The sequence below is a fragment of the Piscinibacter sp. PDB1-1 genome, assembly GCF_056675995.1.
This window is the reverse complement of the sequence record NZ_JBWVZJ010000001.1, coordinates 1,709,809-1,725,005: the sequence shown is the minus strand read 5'-3', so window position 1 is coordinate 1,725,005 and position 15,197 is coordinate 1,709,809. Positions and strand designations below refer to the sequence as shown.

General features: G+C 68.6%; 18 protein-coding genes. 10 read left to right on the top strand and 8 right to left on the bottom strand.

Translation table 11 applies throughout. The features are described 5' to 3' along the window. Positions 1 to 51 precede the first annotated feature (51 nt). From AC1KAR_RS07985 to AC1KAR_RS07960, 6 genes are all read left to right on the top strand, one after another. The gene (locus tag AC1KAR_RS07985) at positions 52 to 1,110 is read left to right on the top strand and encodes an aldo/keto reductase (protein WP_480316254.1); all 1,059 of its coding nucleotides are present in this window, start codon (positions 52 to 54) and stop codon (positions 1,108 to 1,110) included. 10 nt (positions 1,111 to 1,120) lie between these two features. Then, positions 1,121 to 1,711, top strand: coding sequence for an NADPH-dependent FMN reductase (locus tag AC1KAR_RS07980; RefSeq protein WP_480316252.1), 591 nt, complete (start codon positions 1,121 to 1,123; stop codon positions 1,709 to 1,711). A gap of 77 nt (positions 1,712 to 1,788) precedes the next feature. Then, the gene (locus tag AC1KAR_RS07975; RefSeq protein WP_480316250.1) at positions 1,789 to 2,787 is read left to right on the top strand and encodes a sensor domain-containing diguanylate cyclase; all 999 of its coding nucleotides are present in this window, start codon (positions 1,789 to 1,791) and stop codon (positions 2,785 to 2,787) included. 59 nt (positions 2,788 to 2,846) lie between these two features. Continuing rightward, positions 2,847 to 3,506 carry a dioxygenase family protein gene (locus AC1KAR_RS07970; RefSeq protein ID WP_480316248.1) on the top strand — a complete coding sequence of 220 codons (660 nt, stop codon included), beginning with the start codon at positions 2,847 to 2,849 and terminating at the stop codon, positions 3,504 to 3,506. Between the two features lie 57 nt (positions 3,507 to 3,563). After that, positions 3,564 to 3,914 (top strand): YciI family protein, encoded by a 351-nt coding sequence (locus tag AC1KAR_RS07965; RefSeq protein ID WP_480316246.1) that lies wholly within the window; start codon positions 3,564 to 3,566, stop codon positions 3,912 to 3,914. Positions 3,915 to 3,927: 13 nt separating this feature from the next. Then, a complete protein-coding gene (locus AC1KAR_RS07960) occupies positions 3,928 to 4,389 on the top strand; it encodes a GNAT family N-acetyltransferase (RefSeq protein ID WP_480316244.1) in 462 nt (153 codons plus the stop codon). 19 nt (positions 4,390 to 4,408) lie between these two features. On the opposite strand, the gene AC1KAR_RS07955 is transcribed toward AC1KAR_RS07960, so the two are convergent. From AC1KAR_RS07955 to AC1KAR_RS07925, 7 genes are all read right to left on the bottom strand, one after another. After that, positions 4,409 to 5,245, bottom strand: coding sequence for an aldo/keto reductase (locus tag AC1KAR_RS07955; RefSeq protein WP_480316242.1), 837 nt, complete (start codon positions 5,243 to 5,245; stop codon positions 4,409 to 4,411). Positions 5,246 to 5,255: 10 nt separating this feature from the next. Further along, the gene (gene fdxA / locus AC1KAR_RS07950) at positions 5,256 to 5,591 is read right to left on the bottom strand and encodes a ferredoxin FdxA (protein ID WP_480316240.1); all 336 of its coding nucleotides are present in this window, start codon (positions 5,589 to 5,591) and stop codon (positions 5,256 to 5,258) included. Between the two features lie 46 nt (positions 5,592 to 5,637). Continuing rightward, positions 5,638 to 6,192: a GNAT family N-acetyltransferase gene (locus tag AC1KAR_RS07945; protein WP_480316238.1), complete on the bottom strand. Its 555-nt coding sequence runs from the start codon at positions 6,190 to 6,192 to the stop codon at positions 5,638 to 5,640. An 11-nt stretch (positions 6,193 to 6,203) separates the two neighbouring features. Then, a complete protein-coding gene (locus AC1KAR_RS07940) occupies positions 6,204 to 6,644 on the bottom strand; it encodes a DUF1810 domain-containing protein (RefSeq protein ID WP_480316236.1) in 441 nt (146 codons plus the stop codon). Between the two features lie 7 nt (positions 6,645 to 6,651). Then, positions 6,652 to 7,464 (bottom strand): MipA/OmpV family protein, encoded by an 813-nt coding sequence (locus AC1KAR_RS07935; RefSeq protein ID WP_480316234.1) that lies wholly within the window; start codon positions 7,462 to 7,464, stop codon positions 6,652 to 6,654. Next, a complete protein-coding gene (locus AC1KAR_RS07930) occupies positions 7,461 to 8,000 on the bottom strand; it encodes a hypothetical protein (protein ID WP_480316232.1) in 540 nt (179 codons plus the stop codon). The genes AC1KAR_RS07935 and AC1KAR_RS07930 overlap by 4 nt, the downstream gene beginning before the upstream one ends. Before the next feature lie 379 nt (positions 8,001 to 8,379). Next, entirely contained in the window at positions 8,380 to 9,285 is a 906-nt protein-coding gene (locus AC1KAR_RS07925) for a dienelactone hydrolase family protein (RefSeq protein ID WP_480316230.1), read from the bottom strand. A gap of 298 nt (positions 9,286 to 9,583) precedes the next feature. Here AC1KAR_RS07925 and AC1KAR_RS07920 point away from each other — a divergent pair, with 298 nt between their 5' ends. The 3 genes from AC1KAR_RS07920 (at position 9,584) to AC1KAR_RS07910 (ending at position 12,326) form a co-directional block, all read left to right on the top strand. Continuing rightward, positions 9,584 to 10,648 carry an aromatic ring-hydroxylating dioxygenase subunit alpha gene (locus AC1KAR_RS07920; protein ID WP_480316228.1) on the top strand — a complete coding sequence of 355 codons (1,065 nt, stop codon included), beginning with the start codon at positions 9,584 to 9,586 and terminating at the stop codon, positions 10,646 to 10,648. 161 nt (positions 10,649 to 10,809) lie between these two features. Next, complete coding sequence (locus AC1KAR_RS07915; RefSeq protein ID WP_480316226.1) at positions 10,810 to 11,829, top strand: ABC transporter substrate-binding protein; 1,020 nt, start codon at positions 10,810 to 10,812, stop codon at positions 11,827 to 11,829. Continuing rightward, positions 11,826 to 12,326 carry a nucleoside deaminase gene (locus AC1KAR_RS07910; RefSeq protein WP_480316224.1) on the top strand — a complete coding sequence of 167 codons (501 nt, stop codon included), beginning with the start codon at positions 11,826 to 11,828 and terminating at the stop codon, positions 12,324 to 12,326. Before AC1KAR_RS07915 ends, AC1KAR_RS07910 begins: the two co-directional genes overlap by 4 nt. A gap of 15 nt (positions 12,327 to 12,341) precedes the next feature. On the opposite strand, the gene AC1KAR_RS07905 is transcribed toward AC1KAR_RS07910, so the two are convergent. After that, entirely contained in the window at positions 12,342 to 13,424 is a 1,083-nt protein-coding gene (locus AC1KAR_RS07905; RefSeq protein WP_480316222.1) for an AI-2E family transporter, read from the bottom strand. Positions 13,425 to 13,535: 111 nt separating this feature from the next. Here AC1KAR_RS07905 and AC1KAR_RS07900 point away from each other — a divergent pair, with 111 nt between their 5' ends. Continuing rightward, positions 13,536 to 15,125, top strand: a complete 1,590-nt coding sequence (locus AC1KAR_RS07900) for a glycine betaine ABC transporter substrate-binding protein (protein WP_480316219.1) — start codon at positions 13,536 to 13,538, stop codon at positions 15,123 to 15,125. Positions 15,126 to 15,197 lie beyond the last annotated feature (72 nt).

The window sequence follows — 15,197 nt, the reverse complement described above, 5'->3', positions numbered from 1 at the left end:
TTCATCCGGGATGCCTATGCTCGCCCGATCGCTGACTCACGACACACCACCATGCGCCACCACCCGCTCGGCCGCACCGGCCTCTTCGTTTCCGAGCTGTGCCTCGGCACCATGACCTTCGGCGGCACCGACGACACCATGTGGGGAAAGATCGGCACGCTGCAGCAGACCGAGGCCGAGCGCCTGGTCGGCCAGGCGCTGGACGCCGGCGTCAACTTCATCGACACCGCCAACGTCTACGCCGGCGGCCTTTCGGAGCAGATCACCGGCCAGGCGCTGAAGAACCTGAAGGTGCCGCGCGAGAACGTGGTCGTCGCCACCAAGGTGTTCGGTGACATGGGGCGTGGCGCCAATGCGCGCGGCAACTCGCGCGGCCACATCCACGACGCGGTGCGCGGCAGCCTGAAGCGCCTGCAGCTCGACCACATCGACCTCTACCAGATCCACGGCTTCGACCCCGCCACGCCGATCGAGGAGACCGTGCGCGCCCTCGACGACCTGGTGCGCCAGGGGCTGGTGCGCTACGTGGGCGTCTCCAACTGGGCGGCGTGGCAGATCGTCAAGGCGCTGGGCGTGTCCGAGCGGCTGGGCCTGGCGCGCTTCGAGTCGCTGCAGGCCTACTACACGCTCGCCGGCCGCGACCTCGAGCGCGAGCTCGTGCCCATGCTGAAGAGCGAAGGCGTGGGCCTGATGGTGTGGAGCCCGTTGGCCGGCGGCCTGCTGAGCGGCAAGTACGGCCCCGAGCAGGCGGGCGAGCAGGGCAGCCGCCGCACCGGCTTCGACTTCCCACCGGTCGACAAGCCGCGCGCCTGGGCCTGCATCGATGCCATGCGCCCCATCGCCGAGGCGCGTGATGTCTCGGTGGCGCAGGTGGCGCTGGCCTGGCTGCTGCACCAGCCGGTGGTCACGAGCGTGATCGTCGGCGCCAAGCGACCCGAGCAGCTGGCCGACAACCTCGCCGCCACGAAACTCAAGCTCGATGCCGACGAACTCGCCGCGCTCGACGCCGCGAGCCGCTTGCCCGCCGAGTACCCGGGCTGGATGCTCGAGCGCCAGGGTGAGATCCGGCGCAAGCAGTTGAGCGATTCATCGCGCAGCCGAGCCGGTTGAAGGCCTCCCCATGGCCGACAACATCCTCGTCTTCTACGGCTCCTACCGGAGCGACCGCATGGGCATCCGCCTGGCGAACTACCTCGTCGAGAACCTGAGTGCACGCGGCGCGAAGGTGGAGCTGATCGACGCCAAGGCGGTCAACCTCCCCATGCTCGACCGCATGTACAAGGAGTACCCCAAGGGCACGGCGCCCGCGGCGCTGGAAGCGCTGGCGCAGAAGATCATCTCGGCCGATGCCTTCGTGTTCGTGACAGGCGAGTACAACTGGGGCCCGCAGCCGGGGCTCAAGAACCTCACTGACCACTTTCTTGAAGAATTCTTCTGGCGGCCCGCCGCCATCGCCAGCTACTCGGCGGGCCGCTTCTCCGGCGTTCGCTCGGGCACGGTGTGGCACGGCATCCTCAACGAGATGGGCATGGTGGTCGTCTCCAGCACGCTCGCGGTCGGGCCAATCGCGCAGACGCTCGACACCGACGGTCACCCCACCGGACCGAGCGGCGAAGCCCTGAGCAAGGCCTTTCCGCGGTTTGCCGACGACCTGGCCTGGTGGACCGAAGCGGCCCGTACGCAACGGGCGCGCCAGAAGCCGCCGTACTAGGTTCAAACGCACGCAGAGCGCTGGTGCTGTAATCACGCCTGTTCGCCTGACCTCCGGTCGGGCTCGACCGGTGTGCCATGAGCCTCGACAGACCTTCTTCCGATTCCCACCCGATCACCGAAGAGCGGCTGCTCGCCATGCTCAATGCCAATGGCGACAGCTTCTGGGAGACCGACACCGAGCGCCGCTTCGTCTTCGTCAGCGACAACCTGTGCCGCCTGATGGGCTACCCGCGGGCCGAGGTGGTGGGACGCCGGGCGATCGACTTCATGACGGATGAGTACCGCACCGAGCTGATGCGCATGGCGGCTTTGCGCGCCGAGGGCGACAACCCGCTCGCGCATGCCGAGCCGCAGCGCCACGAAGGGCAGTTCTTCCGCAAGGACGGCTCCTTGCTGTGGATCGAGACCGTCTCGGTGCCGGTGTTCGACCAGCACGGCGGCCACACCGGCTACTTCGGCATCACACGCGACACCAGCGAGCGCAAGCATGTGGAGCAGGCCCTGTTGGCCGCCAACGGGCAGCTCGAAGCGCAGCTGCGCCGCATCAACGACCTGCACGACGAGCTGCGCGAGCAGTCCATCCGCGACGAACTCACGGGTGTCTACAGCCGCCGACACTTCATGTCGGTGGCCGCGAGCGAGGTCGAGCGCGCACGCCACCACGGTGCGCCGCTGTCGCTCGTGATGATCGACATCGACCACTTCAAGAACATCAACGACGCCCACGGCCACGCCACCGGTGACGCCGCGTTGCGCGCGGTGGGTGCCCTGCTGTGCGCCAGCATGCGCCCGGGTGACCTGGCCTGCCGACTCGGTGGCGAGGAGTTCGCGGTGCTGCTGCCGGGCCATGGGCACGACAGCGCGATCGATCGCGCCGAGGGCTGGCGCGGCAAGCTCGCTGCGATGGAGGTCGCCGCCGACGAGCTGGTTCTGCGGCTCACCGCCTCGTTCGGCGTGGCGAGCTTCCCGAGCCACGCCGACAGCGTCACGGGCCTGCTCAAGACGGCCGACGCGAGCATGTACCGCGCCAAGGCGCAGGGCCGCAACCGGGTGATCGGGCAGATCGCCGGCTGATCGGGGCTGGGGGTCTGCCATGCACTGGAACCTCGCCCCCACCGCGTGATCAACAGCACATGACGCAGCACAACTCCATTCTTCCGCGCCGACGCCGCTGCCTCGCCATGCTGGGCGGCGCGGCCGCGAGCGTGGCCATGCCGTCGCTCGCGTGGGCGGCGTTGCCCGGGATCACCGAGGGCCCGTTCTATCCGTCGGCCGCATGGCGCGCGCGCGAACTCGATTGGGACGCCGACCTCACCCGCGTCGACCGGGCCGGGTCTTCTGACCGTGCCTCAGGCGAGTGGCTCGACCTCGGCGGGCGCGTCGAGGACGCCCGCGGCCGCGCCATCGACGGTGCCGAGATCGAGATCTGGCAGTGCGACGTCCACGGCAGCTACCGCCACCCGCGCGGCGCGGGCAGCCAGGTCGATGCGGCCTTCCAGGGCTTCGGCAGCACGCGCAGCAATGCGCGAGGCCTGTACCGGTTCCGCACCATCAAGCCCGTGCCCTACCCGGGCCGCACGCCGCACATCCACGTGCGCCTGCGCCATGCGAGTTTTGGCGAGCTCACCTCGCAGCTCTTCGTGGCCGGCGAGGCGCGCAATGCCCGTGATGGCCTTTATGCGCAGCTCTCGGCCGAAGAGCGAACCTGGGTCGACATGAAGCTGCAGCGTGCGCCTGCGGGCTCGGCGGTGGTCTGGCTGGCCGACCGCTCGCTGGTGGTCGGATCGCGCTGAGCGCGCGGGCCCGGCGCGTTTGCTTGCACCGTGTGCACCCCCTGAAGGAGAAGCCTGATGAAGACCTTTCTTGCCATCTACCTCGGCACCGCCGAGTCATATGACGAGTGGAACCGCCTGCCCGAAGACGAACGCGCCCAACGCGTAACTTCGGGCATGCAGGCCTGGGGCGATTGGCAGGAGAGAAACAAGGCGGTGATCGTGGCCGAGGGCGGCCCGCTAGGCAAGACCAAGTCGGCCTCGCGCGCCGGCATCGCCGACGTGCGCAATGCGATGACCGGCTACGTGATGGTGCAGGCCGAGTCGCACGAGGCCGCCGCCCAGCTGTTCGAGGGCCACCCGCACTTCAGCCTTTTCGCCGGCGAGCGCGTCGAGATCATGGAGTGCCTGCCGATTCCGGGTGTGTGATCTTGCAGGCCCCATGATCATCCGCCCGGGCACGCCAGACGATGCCGACGCCATCGCGGCGCTGATTGCGAGCTTCCAGCGTGAGCTCACCGACGACCCCGATGGTGCGGGTGCCGAGCCGTATTTCGCCTCGGTCTGCGTCGCCGCGGAGCGTGGCTACCTGTCGTCGGATCGCTATGCCTTCTTCATTGCAGCAGAGGGCGAGGCGCTGCTCGGCTTCATCGCGATGCGCGACGGCTGCCATCTGTTCCATCTGTTCGTGGCGCAGGCGCATCAGCGGCGCGGCGTGGCCGGCCGCTTGTGGGCTGAAGCGCGATCACATGCGCAACTCGAAGGTGTCGGACCGCGCATCACGGTCAACTCTAGTCTCGCGGCCGTTCCGGTCTATCGCGCCTTCGGCTTCACCGAAGTGGGCGAGGTGGTGTCGGTTCACGGCATCTCGTTCCTGCCGATGAGCAGGCCGGCCGGCGGGTGACCGGCGGCGCGAGCTCGCCTCAGATCATCGACAACGGCGCCTTGCGCCTCGGCGGTGGGTAGCGCGCATCGATGCGGCGGAGATCTTCGTCACTCAGGCGCACCTGGGCGGCGGCGAGGTTGTCGTGCAGGTGCGGTAGCGACACCGCCTTCGGGATCGCCACCACCCCCTTCCGGCTGAGCACCCACGCGAGCGCCACCTGCGCGGCAGTGACGCCGTGGGCCGCGCCGATCTGCGCGAGGGTGTCGTCGCCGGCGAGCGCGCCCTGGTCGATCGGGCTGTAGGCCATCAACGGGATGGCGCGCTCGCGCAACCAGGGCAGCAGGCTGAACTCGGGGCCGCGCTCGCTGGCCGAGAAGTACACCTGGTTGGCGGCGCAGCGGTCGGCCGCGCCGAGCGAGGCCAGCTCCTGCATGTCGTCGGTGTCGAAGTTGCTCACGCCCCATTGGCCGATCTGGCCGGCCTGCACGAGAGAGTCGAACGCGTCCACCGTTTCCTTCAACGGGTGCGAGCCACGCCAGTGCAGCAGGTACAGGTCGATGTGGTCGAGCCCCAGGCGCTGCAGGCTGCGCGCGCAGGCGGCGGGCACGCCGCGCCGGCTGGCGTTGTGCGGGTACACCTTGCTGACGATGAACAGGTCTTCGCGCCGCACTGCGCCCGCGCGCAGCGCGTCGGCGAGTGCGAGGCCGATCACCGTCTCCGCGCCGCCCTCGCCATACATCTCGGCGGTGTCGATCAGGCGGTAGCCCATGTCGATGGCGGCGCGCACGGCGGCGACCTCGGTCTTTCTGGTGGCGCTGTCTTCGCCCATGCGCCAGGTGCCCAGGCCGAGAGGCGGAATCGATGCGTGGCTCATGCGCGCGAGGCTACCAGTTGCGCTGCAGCTCGGACAGCTTGTCCTTCACGCCCGCCCACTCGGGGTGGTCGGGGGCGGGTGCCTTCGAGCGCGTGATGGGCTTCCAGCCCGGGTCTCGGGCGAGCTGCGCGTTGATCTCCACGAAGTGCGCCTGCCCGGGTGCGATCTCCTCGGCGTTCACGATGGCATCCACCGGGCACTCGGGCACGCACACCGAACAGTCGATGCATTCGCTCGGGTCGATGACGAGAAAGTTCGGCCCCTCGACGAAGCAGTCCATCGGGCACACGTTCACGCAGTCGGTGTATTTGCAGCGGATGCAGGCTTCGGTGACGACGAAGGGCATGGGCGGCTCTTGCCTACTCTAAGGCGAGATGCTTAAGGCGCAATGCCTAAAGCGCGATGCGAAAGCGCAGACACGGCTTGCTGCCGTACTGCGGCGGCTTGGTGAAGTGCTCGTGCAGGTGCCCGCCGGCGGAGAGGATGACGCCTTGAGACGCGATGTTGTCCGGGTCGGTCGTCACCTCCACATACGGCAGCTGCAACGCGCGGGCTTCGTCAAGCATGCGGCACAACGCGGCGCTCGCGTAGCCGCGGCGCTGCTTCCATGGCGCCACCGAGTAGCCGATGTGGCCCAGGCAGTAGGGCGGCAGCGCTGCCGTGCCGTTCTGCCATCGAAAGCCGATGCGGCCGGCAAACTCGCCGTCCCACATCCAGCGGGTGATGCCGGGCAGGCGGGGCACGGTGGAACCATCGGGCATGGTGACGGGCCCGGCGCGGCCCTGGCGATCGTCGAGCGCTGCCAGGAAGGCATCGGCATCCTCGGCGATGTGCAGCAACTCCTCGCGCGTGGCGTCCAGGCCGCGCTCGTTGTTCGGGGACCAGTCGCGCTCCAGCGCGGCCACGTAGCTCGCCAGATGCTCTCGGGTGGGGCGGATGAGTTCCATGGTGGTGGGGATCAATGAGGGTCGGGCGGCCCGGCCAGTGCAGCGCGGGTGAGAGGGTCTTCATCGCCCGCATAGAACTGCTGCAATGCCGCGCGAAAACGCGGCTCCTGCGGTGCGGCATGGGCAAAGAGCGTGAGGCAGGAGCGGAACTTGATTGCATCCACCTCGCCGAGGATCTGGCGTGCGCTCTTGTCGGGGTGGCTCAGCATGGCGTCCACGCATTCGCGCAAGCGTTCACCGAGCACGGGGTGGGCTGCGTAGGCCACCGCTTCGTCGAGATCGGCGATGCCGTACTCGCGGGCGAGCGCGCTGCGCCCGAGCGCGCGAAGCTGCGGCAGCACGTACCAGATCCAGTGCGTCTGCTTGCGGCCCGACTTCAGTTCACCAAGGGCTTGCGCGTAGTCGCGCGACTGGGCGATGACGAAACGTTCGAGTGCGGGGCCGGCGGCCATGCGTGGCTCACTTGAAGCTGTACCAGAGCGTCAACGAGAAGGTGTTCTGCGTGCGCTCCAGCGTCACCGGGCTGTCCTTCGCGTCGCCCTGCAGGCGTGCAGCGAGCCACTGGCCCGAGAGCTTCCAGTTCTCGTTGAACCTGAGCGAGCCGACGAGGCCGTAGTTGAGATCGAACAGGCCGCCGCTCGGCGCATAGGCCGGCAGCGGCCCCGCCGCCGATTCCTCGGGAGACACGCCGTAGTAGCTGCGCACGTGGTCGGTGTTGGCCCAGGTGGCGCCGAGCATGACGCCCATCACGAAGTTGGAGGCGAGCCGCGCCCCCACCGTCGTGCCGACCTCCAGCTGCACGCCCCTGCCGTTGCCGCCCGAGCCGCCCATCAGGTTGCTCTGCAGCGTCATGAACTCCCACGGCGCGTAGTTGGCGAAGGCGGCGTAGCCGAGGCGGTTGCCGATGTCGACCAGGCCGCGCGAACGCGACTTGTCGTCGCTGCGGCCGAAGATCGGCCACAGGCGCACGCCGTACTGCAGGCCCGGGGTCTGCGAGAGGTTCCAGCCCAGGCCGATGTCGGTGGAGAAGAAGAAGCCGTTGGCGCGGTAGTAGTCGACGCCGAGCAGCGGCAGAACGGTGTGCTCGTCGGACCCGGGCGCCTTGGGGTAGATGGCCACCGAGGGGCCGATGGCCAGCGTGTGGCCTTCGTCGGGCGGATTGCCGATGAGGATCAGCCCGCCGATGGCATGGGCCTGGTTTGCAGCGAACAGGAGCGCGAGCAACAGCGGCACGCAGGCAAGGCGTTTTGTCGATGGATGGGAGGGGGTCATGGGGTGTCGCCGAGTTTCAGGAGTGAGCATTCGCCGGTGTTCTGAACCACCGACGTGACGGGAATGCGCCGAAAGCCCTGGCCCGCGGCCTGCAGCTCGCTCACTTTGGCGAAGCAGGTCTTGTCGTTGGCGTCATGGCTCACCTCGTACTCGCGCCCGGCTGCGGGCGTGAAGGTGAGCTGCAGGATGCAGTACTTCGCTCCATGGCTGGAGTTGAGGTAGAACGAGAGCGGCCGTTCGGCCGGAACCACTCGCTCCACTCGCTTGGCATTTGCGGCGCTGCTTCCGCCCAGCATCTGCAACTGGCTGCGCTCATTCTCCGCGTGCTCGGCGGTGACCCATTGGGGCGAGGCGCCAATGATGGAGATGGTCTCCGGGTTCTTGCACAGCCCGCCCGCCCACACACCGGCGACCACGAAGTACGCATTCGATTCAACCTGAACGCGCAGCTTCGCGGTTGGCCCGGAAGCCGGCGCCTTGTAGTAGGTGTGGCAGCCGGCGACAACGCCCGCGGCGGCCACGGCGGCCACACTCATCCACCGGGGTCCCCTGGGGCTCCACCTGGATGGCCGTTGGCCGCGTATCAGCGCCTCGCCTTCTTCGGGCGGATTGCCCGTCAGCACCGCGGCAGGGTGGTGCAGCGAGCGGCGGGTGTTCGCGGATCGGTTCGTCATGAAGCAGGTCACCCGGTCGGGGGCGGGGCGTGTGTCGGATCGAGCCACATTGTCGCCAGCTTGCGGGAACCTACATCAGGGGCCGCCCGCGCGAGATCCGCCTGACGCTGTCGTATGGCGGAGACTGATCCGACCGGATGTACCGCCTCGGCTGGGACGAACTGCTGCTGCAGCCCGACAGCCCCGATTGAGAAGGAAAGAGCGCAGCCCGCTGCGGCGGACCGCGCTCGGTCGGGGCCGGTCAGCCCAGGCCGGCCTTGAAGGTTGCGAGCAGGCGGGCCCAGGCGCGATCGGCCTGCACCTGGTCATACACCTGGCTATCGGGCGGGCACCAGCCGTGGTCGGCGGGGTAGACCTCCACCTCGACCGGGATCTTCTGCGCGACGAAGGCGGCCTTCACCGTCTCCTTGGTGGTCGGGTCCTGCCTGTCGTCGTTCTGTGCGACGGCGATCAGCACCGCCTTGGCCTGCATGCGCGGCACCAGCAGGTGCGGGCTGTTCATGCGCTGCGCCTCGGGCGCCGACGGGTTGACCACGGCCAGGCCGCCGCCGTGGAAGCTGGCACCGGCCTTCACGCGCTCGGGTACGTAGGCCATGGTGCGCATCACCAGCGGGCCGCCCATGCAGTAGCCGGTGGTGCCCACGCCGCGCGTGGTATCGACCGACGACTGCCTGTCGAGCCAGGCGATGGCGGCGGTGGCGTCCTTGCGCGTGTTCTCGGGGTTGCCCACGGTCGGTTGCATCAGGGCGACGAGGCGCTGGCGCACCGGCGGGTCGGAGAACTTCTCTTTCGTGGGGTCGAACACCTGGCCCTTTTGCAGGCGGTAGAACGGGTTGACCGTGAGCACGGCGTAGCCCGACTTGGCCAGCCGCTGCGCCATCAGCTTGAACGCGGGGCGCACGCCCATGATGTCGGGCCACACCAGCACGGCCGGCCACTTGCCGCTGGAAGGCGCCACGTAATAGGCGTCCATCTTGCCGTCGGGCGTGTCGATCTCGACATCCTTCTCGGTGATCAGCTCGGGGTTGGCTGGTGCGGTGGTGCAGGCCGCCAACGCCGCCAGAGACATCGCCCCGAAGCCGCGCCGCGTGAGGCGCCCGGAAGCGAAGCCCTCTTCGTTGTCGTGTTCGGTGGATTCGTCGCACATGGTTCACATCTCCTTCAGGTTGATCGTCCCAGCGGGTGAGCCGCGAATCTAGCGGTCGTCGAGATTGGGCGCAATTGGGGCGCGTTTCCTTTGCCTGGCACGCCGCATGCTTTATGTCGGACAGCGAGAGTAGAAGCGTTCACTGCCTCGGGCGTTCGGCACCTCCACGGTGCGCCCCCGAATCAGCAGCCGGAAATTGCTCTCGAAGTGCCCCGAGCGTGTGCAGTGCGCACATCGGGGGTTGTTCACTTCGAGAGAGGCCCCAGCCGCAGCGCCAGGGCTTCCGAGGAGCGCTTCCATGCTGACCACCCGGCAACCGATCTTCCGCAAGCACTGGCATGCGGTGATGCCGCTTTCCATGCTGGCCGATGGCCCGCAGCCCTTCACCCTGCTGGGCGAGAACATCGTCCTCTTTCTGGATGCGAGCGGCCAGCCCGCGGCGCTGAAAGACCGCTGCTGCCACCGCACCGCCAAGCTCTCCAAGGGGCATTGCGTGGATGGCACGCTGCAGTGCGGCTACCACGGCTGGCAGTACGACCGCAGCGGGCGTGTGGTGCGCATCCCGCAGTACGCCGATGACAAACCCATCCCGGCCGACTACTGCACGCCGGCCTACCACTGCACCTCGCGCTACGGCTATGCATGGGTGGCGCTCGACGATCCCATCGCCGACATCCCCGCCGTGCCCGAGTTCGAGGCGCCGGGCTGGCGCACCATCTTCCAGTTCTACGAGACCTGGAACACCAGCCCCATGCGCGCGTTGGAGAACAGCTTCGACAACTCGCATTTCAGTTTCGTGCACCGCGCCACCTTCGGCGTGGCAGCGCTTCCCAAGCCGAGCAAGTACGAACTGGTCGACAGCGAGGCCGGGTTCTATGCCGAGACCATCATCCCGGCCGCCAACCCTGAGCGCTACCAGCGCATCAGCGGCGTGAAGGAGCAGGTCACCACGCGCCACATGCGCAACGCCTACTTCCTGCCCTTCTCGCGCCGGCTCGACATCGAGTACCCCTCAGGTGTGCGCCACATCATCATCAACAGCTTCACGCCCATCGACGACGGGCGCATCCAGTTGTGCCAGTGGCTCTTCCGCAATGACACCGAAGAAGACTGCCCCGCGCAGATGCTGATCGACTTCGACGAAGAGATCACGCGCGAAGACAAGGACATCCTCGAGTCCACCGACCCCGACGCGGTGATCGACACGCGCCGCCGCGGCGTCGAGTACTCGATGGAGAGCGACCGCCCCGGCATGCTGATCCGCAAGAAGCTGATGGAGCTGCTCGCGCGCCACGGCGAACGCGAGATCCATCGCGGCAATGCGCACGAGCACGCCGTGATCCCGATCAACGCGGTCGCCTGATTCGCCTTCATCTCACGCGCCGCATCCCACTCACGCGCACCACAGCCCGCTCAGGCTGAGGTATCGAAGCCCCGCACCGCCCTGCCGCGCGCTGCACTTCGATACCTCAGTGCGAGCGGAGAAGTGCAACTTCCTTCATCCACACCCCAGGAGACCCTCCCATGAACCGCCGCCATCTCATCCAGTTCACCGCCGCGAGCGCCGCCGCACTCGCCCTGCCGCGCGGCTTCGCGCAGGCCCCGCTGACTAAACTCAAGTTCACGCTCGACTTCCGCATCAGCGGCCAGACCGCGCCCTTCCTGCTTGCGCTCTACAAGGGCTACTACAAGGAGGATGGGCTCGACGTGAGCATCGACGTCGGCAGCGGCTCGGTCGCATCGATCACGCGCACCGCCAGCGGTGCCTACGACATGGGCTTCGGCGACGTGAGTTCGCTGATCGAGTTCAACGCCTCGCAACCCGGCCTGGTGCAGGCGGTGTACCAGTACTACAACCGTGCGCCGTTCGCGATCATCGGCCGCAAGGACCGCGGCATCACCAGCGACTTCAAGAGCCTGCAGGGCAAGCGCATCGCAGCGGCCGCCGTCGAGTCCACGCGCCGCAGCTGGCCGATGGCCGCCAGGCACGCCGGCATGAAGGCCGATGCCTTCGAGTGGGTGACGACCGACTTCAGCCAGCGCGACAACGTGATCGTGCGCGGCGATGTGGACGGCGCCACCTACTTCCACGACTCGGCCGTCTCGCTGTTCCAGCGCATCAAGCCCGACGACCTGAGCGTGCTCTCGTTTGCTGCCTCGGGCCTGGCGGTGTACGGCAATGCGGTGCTCGCTTCCACCAAGCTCATCAACGAGAACCCCAAGGCCGTGGCCGGCTTCGTGCGCGCCACCAACCGCGCCATGCTCGAGACGATTGCCAACCCGGTGGCCGCCATGGCCTACGTGAAGCAGCGCGAGCCGATGATCGACGAGAAGACCGAGGTCGAGCGCTGGCGCATCACGCAGGCCTACGTGCTCGGCGCCGACACGCGCGAGCACGGCCTGGGCGACGTGAAGGCCGCGCTGGTCGAGCAACAGGTGGCCGAGGTGACCGAGACCTACGCGCTCAAGTCGAAGCCGAATGCCGGCGCGGTCTACAACTTGAGCTTCTTGCCGTCCAAGGCCGAACGCATGGTGAAGGCATGACGGGCGCGCCGCAGGAGCAAGCCATCGGCGAGCGCGACGCGCTCTACCTGCGCCGCGCGATCGAGATGTCGGCGGCGGCGCGATCGCGCGGCAACCGGCCGTTCGGCGCGGTGATCGCCGCGGCCGGCGGCGAGGTGCTGGCCGAGGTGATCAACAGCAACGTCGAGAGCGGCGACTGCACCGCGCATGCCGAAGTGAACGCGCTGCGCGAGGCCGCGCCCAAGCACCCGCGCGAGGTGCTGGCCGGCGCCACGATGTACGCCTCGGGCGAGCCCTGCGTGATGTGTGCCGGCGCCATCTTCTGGTCGGGCATCGGGCGCGTGGTGTACGGCATCGACGCGGTGCGCCTGCGTGTGTTTCGCGGCGAGCTCGCCACGCAGCGAGATGCCGAGCTGTCGTGCCGCGACGTGTTTCGCGCGTCTCCGCACACCATCGAGGCGATCGGCCCGTGCCTGGTGGAAGAAGCCTCGGTGCCGCACCGCGGCTTCTGGAAGTGACGCTTCAGCGTTGTCTCAGGCCTCCGGCGGCGGCTCGCCCGCCTCGGGCCGCGCGGTGGAATCGTCGGTGGTCAGGTCCCACACCGCGATGAAGAGCGCGGCCACCACCGGGCCGATCACGAAGCCGTTCACGCCGAAAAGTGACATGCCGCCGATGGTGGAGATGAGCACCACCCAGTCGGGCAGGCGCGTCTCCTTGCCGACGAGGATGGGGCGCAGCAGGTTGTCGACCAGCCCGATCACGAGCGCACCGAAGGCGATGAGCCCGATGCCCTGCGCCACCTGCCCCACCGAGAGCAGGTAGAGCGCGATCGGCCCCCACACCAACGCGGCGCCCACGGCAGGCAGCAGCGAGAGCACGGTCATCACCACCGCCCAGAGCACCGCGCCGGGGATGCCGAGCACGGCCAGCGCCACGCCGCCCAGCACGCCTTGCAGCAACGCGACGACGACGTTGCCCTTGACGGTGGAGCGCACCACGGTGCTGAAGTTCTTGGCGAGGCGCGCCTGCACGGCCGGGTCGAGCGGCGTGGCGCGGCTGATGCGTTGCAGCAGCCGCTCGCCGTCGCGCAGCAGGAAGAACAGCAGATACACCATCACGAAGAAGTTGACGGCGAAGTCGAGCGTGCCCTGGCTCATGATCCAGAGGTGCCGCGCGATTGGTTGCGAGGTGTCCGTCGCGCTCTCTTTCAGGCGCTCTTGCGCGCTCGACAGGTTGCCCAGCCCGGCGTCGGCCAGCACGCGAGCTGCCCACGAGGGCAGGGCGTCGACGAAGCGCCGGTAGTGGCCCACCAGATCGATCTCGCCCGAGCGCAGGCGCTGGACGAGGGTGCTCGCCTCCTGCGCCACCATGCCTGAGACGATGACCGCCGGCAGCACCACCAGCAGCAAGACGAGCAGGGTCGACAGCAGCGCGGCCCAGGTGGGCTTGAGGTGAAGGCGCTTTTGCAGCGCGCGGTGCAGCGGCGTGAAGAGAATCGCGAAGGTCACGCCCCACAGCACCGCGCCCGAGAGCGGGAACACCACCCACAGGAAGGCCACCGTGACGACGACCAGCAGCGCGAGAAACGCCTTCCTGTGGAGATCTTCTGTTTGCATGTGAAAGGGCCTGGGCAATCGGCATGCCGATGATGCGCCGGGGTCTTGCACTCCACAAGGACACACACTACGGCCCTGCGCGGGTGTGCGCGCGCAAAAGGAGGGGATCGCATGCGAGGCTGGCGTCGGGCGAGGCCATGGGTGGTGGGGCGAGTCGTGTGGATCGGGCTGAGTGTGGGCTTGTCATGGGGGCTGTGCCTGCTGATCGGCGCGTTGCCGGGTGAAGCCCGAGCGTCAGACGGCGCCACCCTGAAGGTCGGCTCGAAGCGATTCACCGAGTCGTACATCCTCGGCGAGATCGTCACCCAGACGGCGCAGGCCCACGGCCCGGCCGAGCACCGCCAAGGTCTGGGCAACACGGCGGTGGTGCTGGCGGCGCTCGAGGCCGGCGAGATCGACGTCTACCCCGAGTACACCGGCACCATCGCGGCCGAGATCCTCAAGCAGCCGGGGCTCACGGGGCTGGCCGACCTGCAACGTGCACTGGCCGCGCAGGGACTGGGGGTGGCGGTGCCGCTCGGCTTCTCGAACGGTTACGCACTGGCCATGACGGCCGCCGAGGCGCAGCGCCTGGGTGTGGCGCGGCTGAGCGACCTGAAGGCGCACCCGGGCTTGACGCCCGGCCTGTCGCACGAGTTCCTGGGCCGCCAGGACGGCTGGCCCGGCCTCGCCGCGCGCTATGGGCTGCCGCAGTCGCCCCGGGGCATCGACCACGGCCTCGCGTATGCGGCGCTTGCGGCCGGGCGCATCGCCCTCACCGACATCTACACCACCGACGCCAAGATCTCCGAGTTCAAGCTCGCGGTGCTCGACGACGACCTCGGCTACTTCCCGCGCTACGACGCCGTGCTGCTGTACCGGCTCGACGTGCCGCAGCGCTTTGCGGCCGCATGGAAGGCCATCGCCGCGCTCGAAGGCCGCATCGATGTGGCCCGCATGATCGAGATGAACGGCGACGCCGAACTGCGCGGCCGCGCCTTCGCCGACATCGCGCGCGGCTTCATCGCGGCGCAGGCCGGCACCACGGCACCCACCACGGCGCCCGTCTCGCAGCCTGCGGCGCAGGGCGGCCTGTGGTCGCTTCTGTTCGCGAGCGACCTCGGCCGCCTCACCGCGCAGCACCTGCTGCTCGTGGTGTGGGCGGTGCTCGCCGGCTGTGTGATCGGGGTCCCGCTGGGTGCGGCGGCCGTGGTCTGGCCGCGGCTCGAACAGCCGGTGATGGCCGTCGTGGGGCTCTTGCAGACGGTGCCTGCGCTGGCCCTGCTGGCGATCCTGATCCCGCTGATGGGCCGCATCGGCACCGGGCCGGCGCTGGTGGCGCTCACGCTCTACGCGCTGCTGCCCATCGTGCGCAACACGGCCAGCGGCCTGGCCCAGGTGCCGGCCGGGTTGCGCGAGGCGGGCACCGCGCTCGGGCTCACGCCGGCGCAGCGCTGGCGCAGCATCGACCTGCCGCTGGCCGCGCCGGTGGTGCTGGCCGGCATCAAGACGGCCGCCGTGATCACGGTGGGCACGGCGACCATCGCCGCGTTCATCGGCGCGGGCGGCTTCGGTGAGCGCATCGTCACCGGGCTTGCGCTCAACAACCACGCCATGCTGCTGGCCGGAGCCATTCCCGCGGCCTTGCTGGCCTTGTTCACGCAGGCGGTCTTCGAGCTGGCCGAGCGCGCCTTGCGGCATGTTCCGGCGCCCTCGAAATAGACGGGCGAAGGCGTTCGTTTTCCACACATCCGCGCGACTGCGAGGGAACGACACTCGCGCCAAGGTATCGAT

What these genes read in the sequence shown, in the direction of transcription:
- AC1KAR_RS07955 (WP_480316242.1), bottom strand. Translation starts at nt 5,245, where the DNA reads ATGAGCCACGCATCGATTCCGCCTCTCGGCCTGGGCACCTGGCGCATG.
- AC1KAR_RS07970 (WP_480316248.1), top strand. Translation starts at nt 2,847, where the DNA reads ATGACGCAGCACAACTCCATTCTTCCGCGCCGACGCCGCTGCCTCGCC.
- AC1KAR_RS07960 (WP_480316244.1), top strand. Translation starts at nt 3,928, where the DNA reads ATGATCATCCGCCCGGGCACGCCAGACGATGCCGACGCCATCGCGGCG.
- AC1KAR_RS07925 (WP_480316230.1), bottom strand. Translation starts at nt 9,285, where the DNA reads ATGTGCGACGAATCCACCGAACACGACAACGAAGAGGGCTTCGCTTCC.
- AC1KAR_RS07920 (WP_480316228.1), top strand. Translation starts at nt 9,584, where the DNA reads ATGCTGACCACCCGGCAACCGATCTTCCGCAAGCACTGGCATGCGGTG.
- AC1KAR_RS07900 (WP_480316219.1), top strand. Translation starts at nt 13,536, where the DNA reads ATGCGAGGCTGGCGTCGGGCGAGGCCATGGGTGGTGGGGCGAGTCGTG.
- AC1KAR_RS07935 (WP_480316234.1), bottom strand. Translation starts at nt 7,464, where the DNA reads ATGACCCCCTCCCATCCATCGACAAAACGCCTTGCCTGCGTGCCGCTG.
- AC1KAR_RS07945 (WP_480316238.1), bottom strand. Translation starts at nt 6,192, where the DNA reads ATGGAACTCATCCGCCCCACCCGAGAGCATCTGGCGAGCTACGTGGCC.
- AC1KAR_RS07930 (WP_480316232.1), bottom strand. Translation starts at nt 8,000, where the DNA reads ATGAGTGTGGCCGCCGTGGCCGCCGCGGGCGTTGTCGCCGGCTGCCAC.
- fdxA (WP_480316240.1), bottom strand. Translation starts at nt 5,591, where the DNA reads ATGCCCTTCGTCGTCACCGAAGCCTGCATCCGCTGCAAATACACCGAC.
- AC1KAR_RS07905 (WP_480316222.1), bottom strand. Translation starts at nt 13,424, where the DNA reads ATGCAAACAGAAGATCTCCACAGGAAGGCGTTTCTCGCGCTGCTGGTC.
- AC1KAR_RS07985 (WP_480316254.1), top strand. Translation starts at nt 52, where the DNA reads ATGCGCCACCACCCGCTCGGCCGCACCGGCCTCTTCGTTTCCGAGCTG.
- AC1KAR_RS07980 (WP_480316252.1), top strand. Translation starts at nt 1,121, where the DNA reads ATGGCCGACAACATCCTCGTCTTCTACGGCTCCTACCGGAGCGACCGC.
- AC1KAR_RS07975 (WP_480316250.1), top strand. Translation starts at nt 1,789, where the DNA reads ATGAGCCTCGACAGACCTTCTTCCGATTCCCACCCGATCACCGAAGAG.
- AC1KAR_RS07910 (WP_480316224.1), top strand. Translation starts at nt 11,826, where the DNA reads ATGACGGGCGCGCCGCAGGAGCAAGCCATCGGCGAGCGCGACGCGCTC.
- AC1KAR_RS07915 (WP_480316226.1), top strand. Translation starts at nt 10,810, where the DNA reads ATGAACCGCCGCCATCTCATCCAGTTCACCGCCGCGAGCGCCGCCGCA.
- AC1KAR_RS07965 (WP_480316246.1), top strand. Translation starts at nt 3,564, where the DNA reads ATGAAGACCTTTCTTGCCATCTACCTCGGCACCGCCGAGTCATATGAC.
- AC1KAR_RS07940 (WP_480316236.1), bottom strand. Translation starts at nt 6,644, where the DNA reads ATGGCCGCCGGCCCCGCACTCGAACGTTTCGTCATCGCCCAGTCGCGC.